Genomic DNA, 15,580 nt, shown 5'->3' with positions numbered 1-15,580 from the left:
CGGGTAGTTACCTAACAGTCTATGTGGCCTTTTCCATAACGTCATGATCCGGTAGCGGGATACAAAACAGGCCACCTTGCGGTGGCCTGTCGATTTATTTGAGCAGGGCTTCCATCTCCGCCTCTGCCTTGGCGCGCGCCTTGGCTTCCGCCGCTCTGGCGGCATCGGCGACGTTCTCTCCGGCCGTATGAGAGGCGGCACTGACGGCCTGTTTGGCCGGAGCGACAACGGCTTTGGTGGCTTCCTGTGTCACGGTAGCGGCGGCACTGCTGACTGCCTGTTTGGCCGGAGCGACAACGGCTTTGGTGGCTTCCTGTGTCACGGTCGCCGCGGCACTGCTGACGGTCTGTTTGGCAGGAGCGGCAACGGCCTTGGTGGCTTCTTGGGTCGCGGCCGCAGTGGCGCTGCTGACGGCCTGTTTGGCTGGTGTGACAACGGCTTTGGTGGCCTCTTGCGTCACGGTGGCGGCAGTGCTGCTGACGGCCTGTTTGGCGGGAGCTGCCACAGCTTTGGTGGCTTCCTGCGTCACGGTGGCAGCTGCGCTGCTGGCTGCCTGTTTGGCAGGCGCGGTGACTGCGGTGGTCGCACTGCGAGTCAGATTGGTCGCGCTTTGGCTCACCGCTTGGGTGGCCTGTCCGGTGGCCTGTCTGGTGGCGTGGGAGGCTGCGCCGCTGATAGCCTGGCTAGCGCTGTTGGTCAGCGAGCCGGTGACGCCGCGGGTCACTGTGCCCAGCGCGCTGCCAAGGGAGAAGGGGGAGGCGCCACTCTGACTGGTCGCCGCGCCGGTCAGGGCATTGGTCGCCGGGGTGAGCTGGCTGGCGGGGGTCTGCCAGCCCTGCATGGCGGTTGGCCAGGTCGGTGCCGTGCCCGCCAGATTTTCGCCGAAGGTCAGGGTGGTGCCATCCCCTTTTTGCAGCAATACCGACATCTGGTTGGTTTGCGAGTTCCACACCATCCCCGCCTGCTTGGCGATATCCGGCACGGGCGCATACTCGGAGACCACATAGAAAAGCGGCCCCTCCTGCTGTAACTTGTCGGCAGTCTTGAGCAACTGCATGGTGCTGTCGTAATTGGGGCCAAGGATGGCGGTCATCCGATCCTTGATCAGGGGTTGTTCGAACAGATTGACCTCGTTCGGGTCAAAGCCGACCAGCGGCTTGAGCAGAGCCCACATCAGCTGGCTGGTGGGGCTCATCATCAGCAATGGGGCAACGCAGGCGGACAACATCAGGCTCAGGCAGGCCGCCTGAAGCAACGGCATGATACGCATTGGGATAATATCCAAATAACGATTTGATAAATAAGGTTATATTTTGTCAGAACGTGACAAATTCACCGGAAGTTTGCGCGTGGCAGCGAGAGACTGCCCGCAGGCGCTGGCAGGCTACCATATTGGTTCCACAATGCCAGCAGGCAGTATGATTGTCAGTCAAGTAAACTACGGGGCTGGTCGATTCTTCGAGAGTGCCCCCCATCGAAACAGGATCCCTCTCATGAAAAATTTACTGCTTTGCCTGCTGGCCTCCCTCTGGCTCACCCCCGCTCTGGCTGCGTCCAAAACCACTGTGGTGGGCGAGTCTGCCAGTCCCGAGCTGGTGTTGCCGCTGGGCTCATTGCCCGAGCGGGTCTGCTGGTTTGCGGATCAGAAATATTCCGAAGGGGCCCGCATTCTGCAGGGCGATATCTGGCTGGAGTGCGGCCCGCTGAACGACCTCGAGCGCAATGGCCCGCTGGCCTGGCGCTCTCCTGCGGTGGTGTTGCCTGCCACCCGTGGTGCGAAAGATCAGAAGACGATTTCCGTGGGTCAGTGAGGCTTTTCTTGATCCAGCTAAAGACATGGACGTGATCCCTGTCGCATAATGCAGCTCCTTTCTTCTCTTGGCTGGAACCTAAGAAATGGCTCGTCGCTCTTCCAATGCACAACGTCGTCGCAGTAGCTGGTGGTACAAACGCCTGTTGGCAAGGGAGCGGGAAGAGCGCGAAGCGCGTTCCGTCCGGGATTGATACAGCATTGAAAAAACGGAGCCTCGGGCTCCGTTTTTGCGTTTATTACTCTTAGCAGAATAACAACGGGGGCCATCAGGCCCCCGTTTTGTTTTTGCAGGTCTTGCCTGCTTGCGGCTTAGCGCTGCAAGGTGGCCAGTGCCAGTTCGACCCGCTTGGCGTATTCGGGGTCGGCCTGCTCGAAGTGTTTGAGCTGGGCCGCGACGATGGCGTCATCCTCCACATTGATGAGGGAGCGGGCCAGGTTGGCGGCGAGCCGCGAGCGCTGCCCTTCGTCCATGATGCGGAACAGGTTGCCCGGCTGGCTGTAGTAGTCGCTGTCGTAATCACGGAAGTCGTAGTGCAGGGCGGCCCCTTCCAGACTCAGCGCCGGTTCGTGCTGCTCGCTCGGCTGCTGGGTGCCGAAACGGTTCGGCTGATAGTTGGGGCTGGCGCCGCCATTGCTGTCTGCCCGCATGGCACCGTCACGATGGGCGCCGTGATGGAACGGGCAGCGCGGGGCGTTGACCGGCAGCAGACCGTGGTTGACGCCGAGGCGATAGCGCTGGGTGTCGCCGTAGGAGAAGAGTCGCCCTTGCAGCATGCGATCCGGCGAGAAGCCGATACCGGGCACCACGTTGGCCGGGGTAAACGCCGCCTGCTCCACATGGGCGAAGTAGTTGTCCGGGTTCTGGTTAAGCTCCAGCATGCCCACCGGGATCAGCGGGTAGTCGCTGTGCGGCCACACCTTGGTGAGGTCGAACGGGTGGATGTTGTAAGTCTGGGCGTCGGCCTCCGGCATCACCTGCACATAGACCTTCCAGCGCGGGAAGTCGCCCCGCTCGATAGCGTTGAACAGGTCCGCCTGACTGGTCTCCCGATCCTGCCCGACGGCGGTGGCGGCCTCTTCATCGGTGTAGAAGCTGTGGCCCTGCTCGGTCTTGAAGTGGAACTTGACCCAGAAGCGCTCGTTGGCGTCGTTGATAAAGCTGAAGGTGTGGCTGCCGTAGCCGTTCATCTCCCGCAGGCTCTTGGGGATGCCGCGATCGCTGAACAGTATGGTGACCTGATGCAGGGATTCCGGATGGCGTGACCAGAAGTCCCAGGCGGCAGTGGCGCTGCGCAGGTTGGTGCGCGGATCCCGCTTCTGGGTGTGGATGAAGTCAGGGAATTTCAGCGGATCGCGGATGAAAAAGACCGGGGTGTTGTTGCCCACCAGATCCCAGTTGCCCTGCTCGGTATAGAACTTGAGGGCGAAGCCGCGCACATCGCGTTCGGCATCGGCGGCGCCCTTCTCACCGGCTACGGTGGAGAAGCGCAGGAATACAGGCGTCTGCTTGCCGATGGCGCTGAACAGATCGGCCTTGCTGAACTGGCTGATGTCGTGGGTCACGGTAAAGGTGCCGTAGGCGCCCGAGCCCTTAGCGTGAACCACCCGCTCGGGAATGCGCTCGCGGTCGAAGTGGGCGAGTTTCTCCATCAACCAGATGTCTTGCATCAGGATGGGGCCGCGCGGGCCGGCGGTGAGGCTGTTGTTGTTGTCGACGACGGGGGCGCCGTTGGCGCTGTGCAGGGTCTTGTCAGTCATGGCTTCTCTCCTTGTTGATATGGGGTCAGCCTACGGATCTGCGCCGTGCTCGGCCAATGGGCCTTTCCTCGCCCTTTGATAGGCAAGACAAATGGGTGCGGGTAGGGGATGTGTAACCGCGCCGGATATTGCATGATGGAGGTTTCGAGAAGGAGCCTCATATGCAGATTACTATCCGTCATGCCGAACCCACCGATGCCCCCGCCTTGCGGGATCTCTACGCCATGCCTAATGCCCAGGCGGGCACTCTGCACCTGCCCACACCTCCCCTTAGCCAGTGGCAGAAGCGGTTGGAGAGCAGTGATGTGATCGCCTTGGTGGCCGAGGTTGACGGCCTGCTGGTAGGCCAGCTCTCGCTGCTGGTTGAGTCCAATCCGAGACGCAAGCATGTGGCCGGGATTGGCATGGGAGTGCGGGATGACTGGGCTGGCAAGGGGGCTGGCTCTGCCCTGATGGCCGCGGCGCTGGATCTGGCCGATAACTGGCTCAACCTGCACCGGATTGAGCTGACCGTCTATACCGACAATGAGGCCGCACAGGCGCTTTATCGCAAGTTCGGTTTTACCGAGGAGGGGCGAGCCCGTGACTATGCCTTCCGCCAAGGGCGTTATGTGGATGCGCTCTATATGGCCAGAGTCGCGGGGGGCGCCAGTCGCTAACGGTATGGTCGATTATCAGGCCAGATTGCGCCCGGTGATCCGGGCGCTGGAGCAGAATCCCGAGCTCTCCATCGAAACGCTGGCAAGCAGTGCCTGCTTGTCTTTCTACCATTTTCACCGGGTGTTTACGGCTGTGGCGGGGGAGACGCCCGGGGAGATGTGTCGTCGTCTGCGCATCCAGCGGGCTGCTTGGCAGCTCTGCTATACCGATGCCAGTGTCACGGCCATTGCGTTGGGGGCGGGGCTCGCCAGCTCTCAGGCGTTTGCCAAGGTATTTCGCCGTTACTATGGTTGCACGCCGGGAGAGTTTCGCCGCGACAAGAGCAAGAATGGACACTTGATGAGCAAGGATGGACACGCACTTGTGCAGCCGAATCCTTATGCTGAGGGTCACTCATCAGCAAGGAGCAATACCATGAAAACCATCGAGATGGACGCCCGTACTCTGGCCTATATGCGTGTCACCGGCCCCTATGGCGAGGGGTATGACCCCGTCTGCCGCCAGCTGCATCAGTGGGCCAGCGCCCGCGGTCTGGAAGGTGGGGAGTGGATCTTCATCTATCACGATAACCCCGAGGTGACTCCGCCAGCCCAGTGTCGCACTGACATCGGGGTGACGGTGCCTGCGGGGACGGTGGGGATGGGGGCGGTCGAGATCCAGCTTATTCCCGCCGGTCGTTACGCGCAGTCCCGTTATCTTATTACCGACCGCAGTCAGTATGGCCCGCGTTGGCAGGAACATATCGGCGACATCGTTGCTGCCGGGCTGGAGTTTGGCAATGGTCCCTGCTTCGAGCTCTATCACAGCATGAGCGATGATCCGGTGCAGGACGATGTCAGCTTTTGCTCCAGCCTCAAGGGGTAGGGCACAACAAGACGCAAGGGATGGTACAGAACGTCGTGCAGAAATTAGAGAGCCGGACAATGTCCGGCTCTTTTGCATCTGGCGGTTGGGCGGCGGTTAGCGCTGGAACCCCTTCTGGGCGAACTTGGGTCTGGCATTCATGATCTGCTCCACCTGCTCGTCGCTCATCTTGCCACGCGACAGCCCCAGCACCTTGTAGGTGAGCAGCGGTCGGGCGGGCAGGGCGATCATCAGGGCGCGGATCTGGTTCTCGTCCTCTTTCTCGCGCGTCGGTTTGCCGTAGGCGTAGGTGAGAACGCCGGCATCCATCAGGTTTTTGACGGCTGGCTCGGTGATCGGCAGGTTTATGACGCTTTTACGCTGCAGCACGAACTCGCGCAGCACCGCCTTCTCGTTGAAATCGAGGAAGCTGATCATCTGGGCCAGTTGATCCTGCTGGCGGCGTGCCTGCCACTCGTCACAGGCCCACTCCCAGGCGATCAGGAAGCCCTGACTGCAGAAGTAGGAGATGGCGATCAACATGCCGACACCCAGCCAGGCCGCGTGGGTCGTGGCCCACTGGCTGACGGCCCCCTTCATCAGTCCGGCTGGAAACAGCAAAATGATGCTGCAACAGAGCAACAACCAGACCATCATCCAGTTGAGGCGGTTCAGTTGATAGAAATGTTGGATCCACCGTTTCATTGTTCATCCTTCCCAAACTGTTGTGGATAGTGAACTACCTACAGCAATCGGTGTGCCAACAGCGCAATGACGGCGGGGAGGGGAGGCTGGTGAGGTTACATTCCCTTACAACTTATTGAATGAGTTGTCATTAATTTGCCTTGTGAGGCGGCGGTCGAGTTGGTAAAACGTCCCCTCAGTCATTGGGGAGTAGCAACCCGCCCGCATTCCGGGCCGGGCCCATGTCAACACTCTTGGATCCTCGCATCCATGGCATGGGCGGCGATAGGCACTATCGCTCTGCAAGACCTTTGGCCTCGATATGCACGCCAGCCGGGCGAGCCATGTCGGGCCCATTGGTTACTCTGCTCGCCTGGCGGTATCTATTATGTTGATTACCCTGCTGTTATTTCTCGTCTCTGCGGTCACCATCTACCTTGCCTGCGAATACTTCGTCAACGGCATCGAGTGGACCGGCCACCACTTCAAACTCTCCCAAAGCGCCACCGGTTCGCTGCTGGCGGCACTGGGTACGGCGCTACCCGAGTGTATCGTGACCCTGACCGCTCTGCTGATGGGCAACACAACCGCCCAGCAGGAGGTCGGCATTGGCGCCGCCCTTGGCGGGCCGCTGGTGTTGGCGACCATCGGCTATGCGGCAGTCGGCCTCACCCTGCTGCTTTGCATGGGGCGTACCGAACGGGCCATCGATGGCGAGGTGCAGCGCGAGATTGGCCGGGATCAGCGCTGGTTTATCGGCATCTTTCTGGTGGCGACCGCGCTGGGGCTGGTCGCCTTCACCGGCAAGAGCTGGCTGGCTCCGCTCTTTGTGCTGGTCTACCTCGTCTATGTAAGGCGCGAGCTGAAACAGAGTGACAGCCACGAAGTCGAATTGCCGGAGCCCCTCAAGCTGGCTCCAAATGCCGGGATCCCGCCCCTTGGCAAGGTGTTGCTGCAGACGCTGGCTGCGTTGGTGGTGGTAGCGCTGGCGGCCCAGCTGTTTGTCCATCAGCTGGAGAGCATGGGCGAGCTGTTTGGCCTCTCGCCGGTGCTGGCAGCCCTGTTGCTGAGCCCGGTGGCGACCGAGATGCCGGAGCTGATGAACGTGCTGATCTGGGTGCGACAGGGCAAGAATCGGCTGGCGCTGGCCAATATCTCCGGAGCCATGATGATCCAGGGCACTATCCCCAAGGCGTTCTGTCTGCTCTTTACCCCCTGGTTGCTGGATGGCGCCATGATGGCCTCCTCGCTGGTGACGCTGCTGGCGGTGGGGTTGCTCTGGTGGGGGTTCAGAAAGGGGGCGATGACCGCCGGACGGCTGGCGCTGGTCGGTCTGCTCTATCTCGGTTTTTGCGGCTGGCTGCTGGTGAGCTGAAACGGGAGGCGCGGATATGAAAAAGCCCCCTTGGGTCAGGGGGCTTTGCTGTCGCGGTTGGTCGCGGCGCTTACAGCGCGGCGATTTCGGCCTGCTGGGCTTCCAGCTTGGTCAGCTGGAGACGGTAATCTTCCAGCTTCTCGCGTTCTTTGGCGATGACCGCTTCCGGTGCTTTGGCGACGAAGGCTTCGTTGCCGAGTTTGCCTTCGATACGGCCGCACTCGCCCACCAGACGGGCAACCTCTTTGGCCAGACGGGCCAGTTCGGCATCCTTGTCGATGAGACCGGCCATCGGGATCATCAGCTCGGTGGCACCGATCAGCTTCTTCACTGACAGCGGTGCGGTTTCACCTTCGCTAAGTACGCGGATGGACTCCAGACGGGCCAGCGACTTGAGGAAGGCCTCGTTGTCAGCGGCGCGCTGGGCATCCTTGGCATCGCACTGGAGCAGCACGTTCAGGGGCACGCTCGGGGCCACGTTCATCTCGGCGCGGATGTTGCGGATGCTGACGATGAACTCCTTCACCCACTCCTGATCCGCCATCGCGGCTTCGTCCACCTTGGCGGCGTCGAACTCCGGGAAGGCCTGAATCATGATGGTGTCGGCGTGTACGCCGGCCAGCGGCGCGACCGATTTCCAGATGGTCTCGGTGATGAACGGGATGATCGGGTGCGCCAGACGCAGCAGGGTTTCCAGCACGGTCACCAGGGTGTGGCGGGCAGCGCGCTGCTCGGCCTCGGAACCCTTGGTCAGTACCGGCTTGGTCAGCTCCAGATACCAGTCACAGAACTGGTTCCAGATAAATTCGTACAGCACGCCAGCCGCGATGTCGAAGCGGTAGGTATCGAGGGCGGTGCGGAAGTCACGGATGGCCACTTGTAGCTGGGACTGGATCCAGCGATCCGCCAGACTGAACTGCATCTCGCCGCCGTTGAAGCCACAATCCTGATCTTCGGTGTTCATCAGCACATAACGGGAGGCGTTCCACAACTTGTTGCAGAAGTTGTTGTAGCCATCCAGGCGCTTCATGTCCCAGTTGATGTCACGACCGGTAGAGGCCAGCGCCGCCAGGGTGAAGCGCAGGGCGTCGGTACCGTGGGCATCGATCCCTTCCGGGAACTGCTTGGCGGTACGCTTGGCGATCTTCTCGGCCATCTGCGGCTGCATCATGTTGCCGGTGCGCTTCTCCAGCAGATCTTCCAGCGAGATGCCGTCGATCATGTCGAGGGGGTCCAGCACGTTGCCCTTGGACTTGGACATCTTCTGGCCCTCTTCGTCACGGATAAGGCCAGTGATGTAGACGGTCTTGAACGGGACTTGCGGCTGGCCGTTTTCGTCCTTGATGAAGTGCATGGTCATCATGATCATCCGGGCAATCCAGAAGAAGATGATGTCGAAGCCGCTCATCAGCACGTCGGTCGGGTGGAAGGTCTTGAGTGCCTCGGTGTTGTTCGGCCAGCCCAGAGTGGAGAAGGTCCACAGAGCGGAGCTGAACCAGGTGTCGAGCACGTCTTCGTCCTGACGCAGGGTGGTTACGGACGGGATGCTGTGCTTGGCGCGCACTTCATCTTCGCTGCGGCCAACGTAGACGTTGCCGGCATCGTCATACCATGCCGGGATGCGGTGGCCCCACCACAGCTGACGGGAGACGCACCAGTCCTGAATGTCGCGCATCCAGGAGAAGTACATGTTTTCGTACTGTTTCGGCACGAACTGGATGCGGCCATCTTCCACCGCCTCGATAGCAGTCTTGGCCATCGGTGCTACGCGCACGTACCACTGGTCGGTCAGCATCGGCTCGATGGGCACGCCACCGCGATCGCCGTAAGGCTGTTGCAGCACGTGATCCTTGATCTCGTCCAGCAGACCCAGCTCTTCCAGCTTGGCCAGAATCGCTTTACGAGCGGCGAAGCGCTCCAGACCGGCGAACTCGGCCGGCAGGGCGGCATCGTAGGCGGTGCTCGGGTTGCCGTTGGTGTCGACTACTTCGGCCTCGGCACGCACGTGGGCGTCCAGAGTGAAGATGTTGATCATCGGCAGGCTGTGGCGCTTGCCCACTTCGTTATCGTTGAAGTCGTGGGCCGGGGTGATCTTCACGCAACCGGTGCCCTTCTCCATGTCGGCGTGTTCATCGGCGACGATGGGGATCAGACGGTTCACCAGCGGCAGCAGGATGTGCTGGCCGATCAGCGCCTTGTAGCGCGGGTCTTCCGGGTTCACGGCCACGGCGGTATCGCCCAGCATGGTCTCCGGACGTGTGGTAGCGACGATCAGGTAATCCTTGCCTTCGGCAGTCTTGGCGTCGTTGGCCAGCGGGTAGCGCAGGTGCCACATGTGGCCCTTGATCTCGCGGTTTTCCACTTCCAGATCGGAGATGGCGGTGTTGAGTTTCGGATCCCAGTTCACCAGACGCTTGCCGCGGTACATCAGGCCATCTTCGTAGAGACGAACAAACACTTCCTGCACGGCGGCGGAGAGACCCTCATCCATGGTGAAGCGCTCGCGCTCCCAATCCACGGAGTCGCCCAGACGGCGCATCTGGCGGGTGATGGTGCCACCGGACTCTTCCTTCCACTGCCAAATCTTGTCGATGAAGGCATCACGGCCGTAATCGTGGCGAGTCTTGCCCTCTTCCGCGGCGATCTTGCGCTCAACCACCATCTGGGTAGCGATACCGGCGTGATCGGTACCTGCCTGCCACAGGGTGTTCTTGCCCTGCATGCGGTTGTAGCGGATCAGGGTATCCATCAGGGTTTGCTGGAAGGCGTGACCCATGTGCAGGCTGCCGGTGACGTTCGGCGGCGGGATCATGATGCAGAAGGAGTCTTTGCTGGTGTCGCCGTGGGGCTTGAAGTAACCCTGGGCTTCCCAGTGCTGATAGAGCGCCTGTTCGATGGCGTTGTGATTAAAAGTCTTTTCCATGGTCTCGCCGTAATCTGGATGGATGGAGTCTGGTGTTGATTCTTTATGGATCAATTGGTTGCAGTCAGGGCTGCGCCGGATCCGGTGCGGCAAGGACGGGCTGGTCCCTCATTTCGAGGGTATGGCCTGCCTGGCGATAGTGCTTGTAGCGCTCGCGGGCTTGCTGCTTTTGTGTTTCGTCAGTGGGGACAAAATCTACCACTTGAGCGAAGTGTCCTGCAAACAAAGGTGTCGCAGTGGCCAGATTGATGAGGCGGGCGTAGCGCCGTTTCGGTGGCTGATAGCCGATCTCCACCGGGGCCATGCCGCTTTCGCCTTGCAGCTGGTGCGGCACGAAGCGCTCCGGCGGCAGTTGCCACAACAGCTCGTCCAGGCGCAGAGCCTGAGCCTCATCGTCGCAGAACAGGTAGATATGGCCCGCGCCCCACGACTCGGCTGCAAGAGTGCAGGCCAGTCGCTCGACCGCAGAGGCCTGCGCGTCATCCTGTTCGCTCATCAGGTAAAAGGTCACTTGGCTCATCAGGTTGATCCCGTTTTGCGGTGACGGACTGTTGACCGCCTCATGAGGCTGACGGGGCGTTTCCCGTCCGCAGCTCACTGATTCAAGAATGAAACAAGGAAGAGGCGGGCCTCTTCCTTGTGGTTCAGGGTAACGCCAACCCTTCCGATGCAGCCATCGGCAGGGGCCGGAGAGTTACTCTTTCTCTTCGATATCCACGCCAGCCCGGTTCAGCAGGAACTGGGTCAGCAGGGGCACCGGACGACCGGTGGAGCCTTTATCCTTGCCACTCTTCCAGGCGGTCCCGGCGATATCCAGGTGGGCCCAGTTGTACTTCTTGGTGAAGCGTGACAGGAAGGCGGCCGCGGTGATGGTACCGGCCGGACGACCGCCGATGTTGGCCATGTCGGCAAACGGGCTGTCGATCTGCTCCTGATACTCGTCAAACAGCGGCAGACGCCATGCGCGATCACCCGCCTGTTCGGAGGCGTTGAGCAGCTCGTGGGCCAGCGGGTTGTGGTTGGCCAGCAGACCCGAGGTGTGGTGACCCAGCGCGATGACGCAGGCACCGGTCAGAGTCGCCACGTCGATCACGGTTTCCGGATCGAAGCGGTCCACATAGGTCAGTGCATCACACAGCACCAGACGACCTTCCGCATCGGTGTTGAGCACTTCGATGGTCTGGCCTGACATGGAGGTGAGGATGTCACCCGGACGATAGGCGTTGCCACCCGGCATGTTCTCGCAGCCTGCCAGCACGCCGATGACGTTGATCGGCAGTTGCAGCTGGGCCAGCGCATGCATGGTACCGAGCACGGAGGCGGCGCCACCCATGTCGTACTTCATCTCGTCCATGCCATCGGCCGGTTTGATGGAGATGCCGCCGGAGTCAAAGGTCAGACCCTTGCCGACCAGCACGATGGGCTTGGCATCCGGATGACCCTTGTATTCGATGATGGCCATCATGGCTTCGTTGTCGGAGCCGCGGGCTACCGCCAGATAGGAGTTCATGCCGAGCTCGGCCATCTCCTGCTCGCCCACCACCTTGGTGGTGATGTTGTCGTAGGCATCTGCCAGACGACGGGCCTGGGAGGCCAGATAGGCCGGGTTGCAGACGTTGGGCGGCATGTTCGCCACGTCGCGGCAGACCCGCACACCCTTGGCCACGGCCAGACCGTGAGCGATGGCTTTTTCACCAATGGTCAGTTCCCGACGCGTCGGCACGTTGAATACCAGCTTGCGCAGCGGGCGACGTGGCTCGGCCTTGTTGGTCTTGAACTGATCGAAGCTGTAGAGGCCCGCCTTGGTGGTTTCTACCGCCTGGCGCACCTTCCAATAGGTATCCCGACCCTTGACGTGCAGCTCGGTGAGGAAGCAGACCGCTTCCATGGAGCCGGTTTCGTTCAGGGTGGTGATGGTCTTGTTGATGATCTGCTTGTACTGGCGTTCGTCGAGTTCCCGCTCCTTGCCGCATCCGACCAGCAGTACGCGCTCGCTGAGCACGCCCGGTACTTGATGCAGCAGCAGCATCTGGCCTGGTTTCCCTTCCAGGTCGCCACGGCGCAGCAGCGAACTGATATAGCCATCGCTGATCTTGTCCAGTTGTTCGGCAACCGGAGAGAGGCGACGAGGCTCAAATACGCCGACTACGACGCAGGCGCTCCGTTGCTTCTCTGGACTGCCACTCTTTACACTGAACTCCATGGAATCTCCTACATCCTAAAGACAAAAGGCACCTTTTATTGAATAATGCGGTGCTTGTTGGGGTATCAGAGGCGGAGCGAACAGCCACAGGCTCCGCAGTTCAAACTGGTAAAAATCCAATATACGGCCCTATTTTTCAGGCATTCGACTAAAAACACAAGTTTACTTGGGAATGACTGTGATCGTTTTCCGATATTTGTTCAGGGAAACCCTGAAAACCCAGCTGGCAGTGTTATTCGTATTGCTGCTTATCTTTGTCAGCCAACAATTTATCAAGATCATCGGTGACGCTGCCGATGGCGAGGTGCCGACACGTCTGGTCTCCACCCTGCTGCTGCTCAACTTGCCCAATATGGCGCTGTTGATGCTGCCTATCAGTCTCTTTTTAGCCATTTTGTTTGCCCATGGTCGCCTCTACGCCGAAAGCGAGATGACGGTGATGCATGCGGTCGGCTTCAGCCACCGTTTTGTGATGCGCAGCGCCATGTTGCTGGCCTTGCTGACGGCGGTGGTTGCGGCGTTCAACACTGGCTGGATCGCCCCGCAGGCCAAGGAGCGCGAGTATCAGGTGATCGACGAGTTCAAGGCGGACCCGGGTATCTCCTTCCTGCAGGCGGGCCGCTTTATGGAGCTCGACAAGGGGCGTCTGGTTGCCTATATCCAGGATTTGAACGACAACGGCTCAAAACTGCAAAAGATCTTCGTGTTGCAGCGGGCGGAGGGGAACAATCCTCCCTCGGTGGTGGTGGCGACCGAAGGGGTGGTGACGGTCGATGAGAACGGTCTGCAGTGGCTGACCCTGATGGATGGCTCCCGCTACGAAGGGAACTTCTCCGGCAAGCAGTTTCAGATCTCCGATTTTCGCGAATATGGTCTGGTGATCCGCCAGCAAGAGATGGAGCGTTCCAACCGCAAGGCGGCGGCCAAGCCGACCATGGAACTGTTCGGTACCCAGGACAACGCCATGATGGCGGAATTGCAGTGGCGTATCTCGCTGCCCCTCTCCATTCCGGTGCTCACCCTGCTGGTGGTACCGCTGGCGCGGGTCAATCCCCGTCAGGGGCGCTACGCCAAGCTGTTGCCAGCCATCATGCTCTATCTCTCCTACTTCCTGCTGCTCAGCGCCGCCCGTTCGGCCATCGACAGCGGTCGGCTGCCCTACTGGCCGGGGATGTTCCTGGTGCCGCTCGGTTACCTGCTGTTTATCGGCCTGCCCCTCAATCTGCAGGGCACCAGCTGGTGGAACGGGGTGAAAGGGCGCTATTTCAACAGAAAATCAGCATGATGCTGCAACATAGGAACTTCTGCTGATGTTTGGCATTCTCGATAGGTATATCGGTCGGGTCATCTTTATGTCGATCCTGCTGTGTGAAATCACGCTGGTTGGTCTGGCGGGGCTCATCAAATATGTGGAGCAGCTCAAGTCGGTCGGTGACGGCAACTACGACATGATCAACGCCCTCTACTATGTGCTGCTCTCCATGCCCAAGGAGGCGGTGCTCTTCTTCCCGCTGGCCGCGCTGCTGGGTGGCCTGATTGGTCTGGGTCAGCTGGCGACCAGCTCCGAGCTGGTGGTGATGCAGGCGGCGGGTCGCTCCAAGATCAGTATCGTGATGGCGGCGCTCAAGACGGCGATCCCGCTGATGATCATGGTAGGGCTGATGGGGGAATATGTGGCCCCCGCCGCCAAGCGCATAGCTGATGACATCAAGGCGGGCGCGCTGTCCGAAGGTCGTCTGACGGTTTCCGCCTACGGGGTGTGGGCTCGCGATGGCAACAACTTCGTCAATATCAACGGGGTGCGCAACGATGGCGCCCTCACCGGCATCACCCTCTATCGCTTCACCCCCGAGCGCAAGCTGATCGACGTGGTGCAGGCGCAGGAGGGTGTGTTCGAGCGTCACCACTGGCTGCTCAAGCAGACTCAGGTTACCCGCTTCGACGACCCGGCGCAGATCCGTAGCGAACAGCATGACAAGATGGAGTGGAGCTCGGAGCTGACGCCCAAGCAGCTGGGGGTGGTGAGTATCGACCCCGAGAACCTCTCGGTCTCCGGTCTGCTCGATTACATCGGCTATCTCGATGCCAACAAGCAGGATGCCGGTCGCTACAAGCTGGAGATGTGGCGCAAACTGCTGTCACCGCTCTCAGTGGTGGCGATGATCCTGCTGGCCTCCTCCTTCATCTTCGGCCCGCTACGCTCTGTGAGCATGGGGGCACGGATGCTGATGGGGATCATGACCGGCTTTGCCGTCTATGTGAGTGATCGGGTGTTTGGCCCCATCAGTCTGGTCTATGCGGTACCGCCGATTCTGGCGGCTATCGCGCCCAGCTTGCTGTTTGGCGGCATCTCCTTCTACATCCTCAGCCGCAAGCAGTAATCCGCACGGGATTATGAGGAAATGCAAAGAGGGCACCTGTTGGTGCCCTCTTTCGTTGCTGCATTGCTCCGGTATTACTTGTTAAGCAATTCCAGATTTTCCTGCTTGTTCAGCACGATCACTTCGCACTCGGCCCAGATATCCTGAAACGCCCGCGGACGTTGGCGGTTGAACAGGCACATCAGGTTGCCCAGACCAAAGGCGGCGGTGGCGAGACGGATCAGCGCCTGGGTAATACGGATATGGCTGCCATCTTCGTTCTGAATGCGCAGCCGCCAGGCGCGCATGCCGACGGTCTGGCCAGCGCGGGTCCAGAACCAGGTGTAGAAACCACAGATGACGAAGGCGAGCCACAGGGTGTAGATCAGGCTCAGGTGGTGGCGGGTAAGCAACCAGACGGTATCTTCACCCGCCGGTACGCTGGCCATGCCGGTGACCAGCAACAGCTTGGCGACACCCATGCCGATAAAGCCGGCGATGATCAGCAGCGAAGTCACCACCAGCGCATCATAAATCAGAGCGCCGAGGCGACGCAGCAGACCTGCTGACGGGTATGGCTGAGTGGCAGGAGAGGGGGATTTTAGTTGGACTTTTTTAGGCTTGGCCATCGTTTTTATTCCATTAAGATGATGGCGGCATTCTATGTAACTGGCCCCGCATCGGCAAGGCGTTGAATAAATGAACAAACGGGAGTGTTCAATCGAAAAACACCTTGCATGGCATCGCGCCATTCGTATAATCCCTCGCAGTTGCCCGGGTGGCGAAATCGGTAGACGCAGCGGATTCAAAATCCGCCGGTGAATAACCGTGTCGGTTCGAGTCCGACCCCGGGCACCATCAAATTCATGACAAAAGGCCATCAGCAATGATGGCCTTTTGTTTTTTGGCGTTCCTGCGCATTGGTGCGTTGCTGCTGAGCAGGCAGTACTTCCCGTTACCT

13 protein-coding genes, 1 tRNA gene and 1 riboswitch are annotated in these 15,580 nt (G+C 60.2%); of the genes, 7 read left to right on the top strand and 7 right to left on the bottom strand.

Translation table 11 applies throughout. The annotated features are described in order from the left end of the window. Nucleotides 1–94: 94 nt before the first annotated feature. The gene (locus tag OKC43_RS13775; protein WP_236271740.1) at nt 95–1,270 is read right to left on the bottom strand and encodes a hypothetical protein; all 1,176 of its coding nucleotides are present in this window, start codon (nt 1,268–1,270) and stop codon (nt 95–97) included. Nucleotides 1,271–1,493: 223 nt separating this feature from the next. On the opposite strand from OKC43_RS13775, the gene OKC43_RS13770 reads away from it, so the two are divergent. Further along, nucleotides 1,494–1,811: a DUF1496 domain-containing protein gene (locus OKC43_RS13770; protein ID WP_236271741.1), complete on the top strand. Its 318-nt coding sequence runs from the start codon at nt 1,494–1,496 to the stop codon at nt 1,809–1,811. Between the two features lie 311 nt (nt 1,812–2,122). On the opposite strand, the gene OKC43_RS13765 is transcribed toward OKC43_RS13770, so the two are convergent. Then, on the bottom strand, nt 2,123–3,571 hold the full coding sequence (locus OKC43_RS13765) for a catalase (protein WP_236271742.1): 1,449 nt from the start codon (nt 3,569–3,571) through the stop codon (nt 2,123–2,125). Nucleotides 3,572–3,732: 161 nt separating this feature from the next. On the opposite strand from OKC43_RS13765, the gene OKC43_RS13760 reads away from it, so the two are divergent. Next, a complete protein-coding gene (locus tag OKC43_RS13760; RefSeq protein ID WP_005336436.1) occupies nt 3,733–4,230 on the top strand; it encodes a GNAT family N-acetyltransferase in 498 nt (165 codons plus the stop codon). Nucleotides 4,231–4,234: 4 nt separating this feature from the next. Further along, nucleotides 4,235–5,095 carry an AraC family transcriptional regulator gene (locus OKC43_RS13755; RefSeq protein ID WP_236271804.1) on the top strand — a complete coding sequence of 287 codons (861 nt, stop codon included), beginning with the start codon at nt 4,235–4,237 and terminating at the stop codon, nt 5,093–5,095. Nucleotides 5,096–5,191: 96 nt separating this feature from the next. On the opposite strand, the gene OKC43_RS13750 is transcribed toward OKC43_RS13755, so the two are convergent. Then, nucleotides 5,192–5,779 (bottom strand): superinfection exclusion B family protein, encoded by a 588-nt coding sequence (locus OKC43_RS13750; RefSeq protein ID WP_033115503.1) that lies wholly within the window; start codon nt 5,777–5,779, stop codon nt 5,192–5,194. A gap of 172 nt (nt 5,780–5,951) precedes the next feature. Continuing rightward, nucleotides 5,952–6,059: riboswitch (yybP-ykoY riboswitch) on the top strand. 87 nt (nt 6,060–6,146) lie between these two features. Between OKC43_RS13750 and OKC43_RS13745 the strand changes: the two genes are divergently transcribed. Continuing rightward, on the top strand, nt 6,147–7,133 hold the full coding sequence (locus OKC43_RS13745) for a sodium:calcium antiporter (RefSeq protein WP_236271743.1): 987 nt from the start codon (nt 6,147–6,149) through the stop codon (nt 7,131–7,133). Nucleotides 7,134–7,203: 70 nt separating this feature from the next. On the opposite strand, the gene OKC43_RS13740 is transcribed toward OKC43_RS13745, so the two are convergent. From OKC43_RS13740 to pepA, 3 genes are all read right to left on the bottom strand, one after another. Then, nucleotides 7,204–10,056 (bottom strand): valine--tRNA ligase, encoded by a 2,853-nt coding sequence (locus tag OKC43_RS13740; RefSeq protein WP_236271744.1) that lies wholly within the window; start codon nt 10,054–10,056, stop codon nt 7,204–7,206. Nucleotides 10,057–10,120: 64 nt separating this feature from the next. Further along, on the bottom strand, nt 10,121–10,576 hold the full coding sequence (locus OKC43_RS13735) for a DNA polymerase III subunit chi (RefSeq protein ID WP_005336425.1): 456 nt from the start codon (nt 10,574–10,576) through the stop codon (nt 10,121–10,123). 174 nt (nt 10,577–10,750) lie between these two features. Continuing rightward, nucleotides 10,751–12,259, bottom strand: a complete 1,509-nt coding sequence (pepA, locus tag OKC43_RS13730; RefSeq protein WP_005336423.1) for a leucyl aminopeptidase — start codon at nt 12,257–12,259, stop codon at nt 10,751–10,753. A 172-nt stretch (nt 12,260–12,431) separates the two neighbouring features. Here pepA and lptF point away from each other — a divergent pair, with 172 nt between their 5' ends. Together lptF and lptG are read left to right on the top strand one after the other, a co-directional pair. Next, entirely contained in the window at nt 12,432–13,544 is a 1,113-nt protein-coding gene (lptF, locus tag OKC43_RS13725; RefSeq protein WP_043821844.1) for an LPS export ABC transporter permease LptF, read from the top strand. Nucleotides 13,545–13,569: 25 nt separating this feature from the next. Next, nucleotides 13,570–14,640, top strand: a complete 1,071-nt coding sequence (gene lptG, locus OKC43_RS13720; protein ID WP_193860547.1) for an LPS export ABC transporter permease LptG — start codon at nt 13,570–13,572, stop codon at nt 14,638–14,640. A gap of 74 nt (nt 14,641–14,714) precedes the next feature. Here the strand turns inward: lptG and OKC43_RS13715 are convergent, their stop codons facing one another. Further along, the gene (locus OKC43_RS13715) at nt 14,715–15,248 is read right to left on the bottom strand and encodes an RDD family protein (protein ID WP_236271745.1); all 534 of its coding nucleotides are present in this window, start codon (nt 15,246–15,248) and stop codon (nt 14,715–14,717) included. Nucleotides 15,249–15,391: 143 nt separating this feature from the next. Here OKC43_RS13715 and OKC43_RS13710 point away from each other — a divergent pair. Next, a tRNA-Leu gene (locus OKC43_RS13710) sits at nt 15,392–15,477 on the top strand. Nucleotides 15,478–15,580 lie beyond the last annotated feature (103 nt).

Origin of the sequence: Aeromonas sp. Y289-2 (genome assembly GCF_027705925.1) — a bacterium.
Lineage (GTDB): Bacteria > Pseudomonadota > Gammaproteobacteria > Enterobacterales > Aeromonadaceae > Aeromonas > Aeromonas veronii.
This window is presented reverse-complemented; position numbering and strand designations above follow the sequence as displayed.

Excerpts from the sequence above, each read along its gene's own strand:
- OKC43_RS13775 (WP_236271740.1), bottom strand. The coding sequence starts at position 1,270 with ATGCGTATCATGCCGTTGCTTCAGGCGGCCTGCCTGAGCCTGATGTTG.
- OKC43_RS13750 (WP_033115503.1), bottom strand. The coding sequence starts at position 5,779 with ATGAAACGGTGGATCCAACATTTCTATCAACTGAACCGCCTCAACTGG.
- OKC43_RS13745 (WP_236271743.1), top strand. The coding sequence starts at position 6,147 with ATGTTGATTACCCTGCTGTTATTTCTCGTCTCTGCGGTCACCATCTAC.
- pepA (WP_005336423.1), bottom strand. The coding sequence starts at position 12,259 with ATGGAGTTCAGTGTAAAGAGTGGCAGTCCAGAGAAGCAACGGAGCGCC.
- OKC43_RS13735 (WP_005336425.1), bottom strand. The coding sequence starts at position 10,576 with ATGAGCCAAGTGACCTTTTACCTGATGAGCGAACAGGATGACGCGCAG.
- OKC43_RS13740 (WP_236271744.1), bottom strand. The coding sequence starts at position 10,056 with ATGGAAAAGACTTTTAATCACAACGCCATCGAACAGGCGCTCTATCAG.
- OKC43_RS13770 (WP_236271741.1), top strand. The coding sequence starts at position 1,494 with ATGAAAAATTTACTGCTTTGCCTGCTGGCCTCCCTCTGGCTCACCCCC.
- lptF (WP_043821844.1), top strand. The coding sequence starts at position 12,432 with ATGACTGTGATCGTTTTCCGATATTTGTTCAGGGAAACCCTGAAAACC.
- OKC43_RS13765 (WP_236271742.1), bottom strand. The coding sequence starts at position 3,571 with ATGACTGACAAGACCCTGCACAGCGCCAACGGCGCCCCCGTCGTCGAC.
- OKC43_RS13760 (WP_005336436.1), top strand. The coding sequence starts at position 3,733 with ATGCAGATTACTATCCGTCATGCCGAACCCACCGATGCCCCCGCCTTG.
- OKC43_RS13715 (WP_236271745.1), bottom strand. The coding sequence starts at position 15,248 with ATGGCCAAGCCTAAAAAAGTCCAACTAAAATCCCCCTCTCCTGCCACT.
- lptG (WP_193860547.1), top strand. The coding sequence starts at position 13,570 with ATGTTTGGCATTCTCGATAGGTATATCGGTCGGGTCATCTTTATGTCG.
- OKC43_RS13755 (WP_236271804.1), top strand. The coding sequence starts at position 4,235 with ATGGTCGATTATCAGGCCAGATTGCGCCCGGTGATCCGGGCGCTGGAG.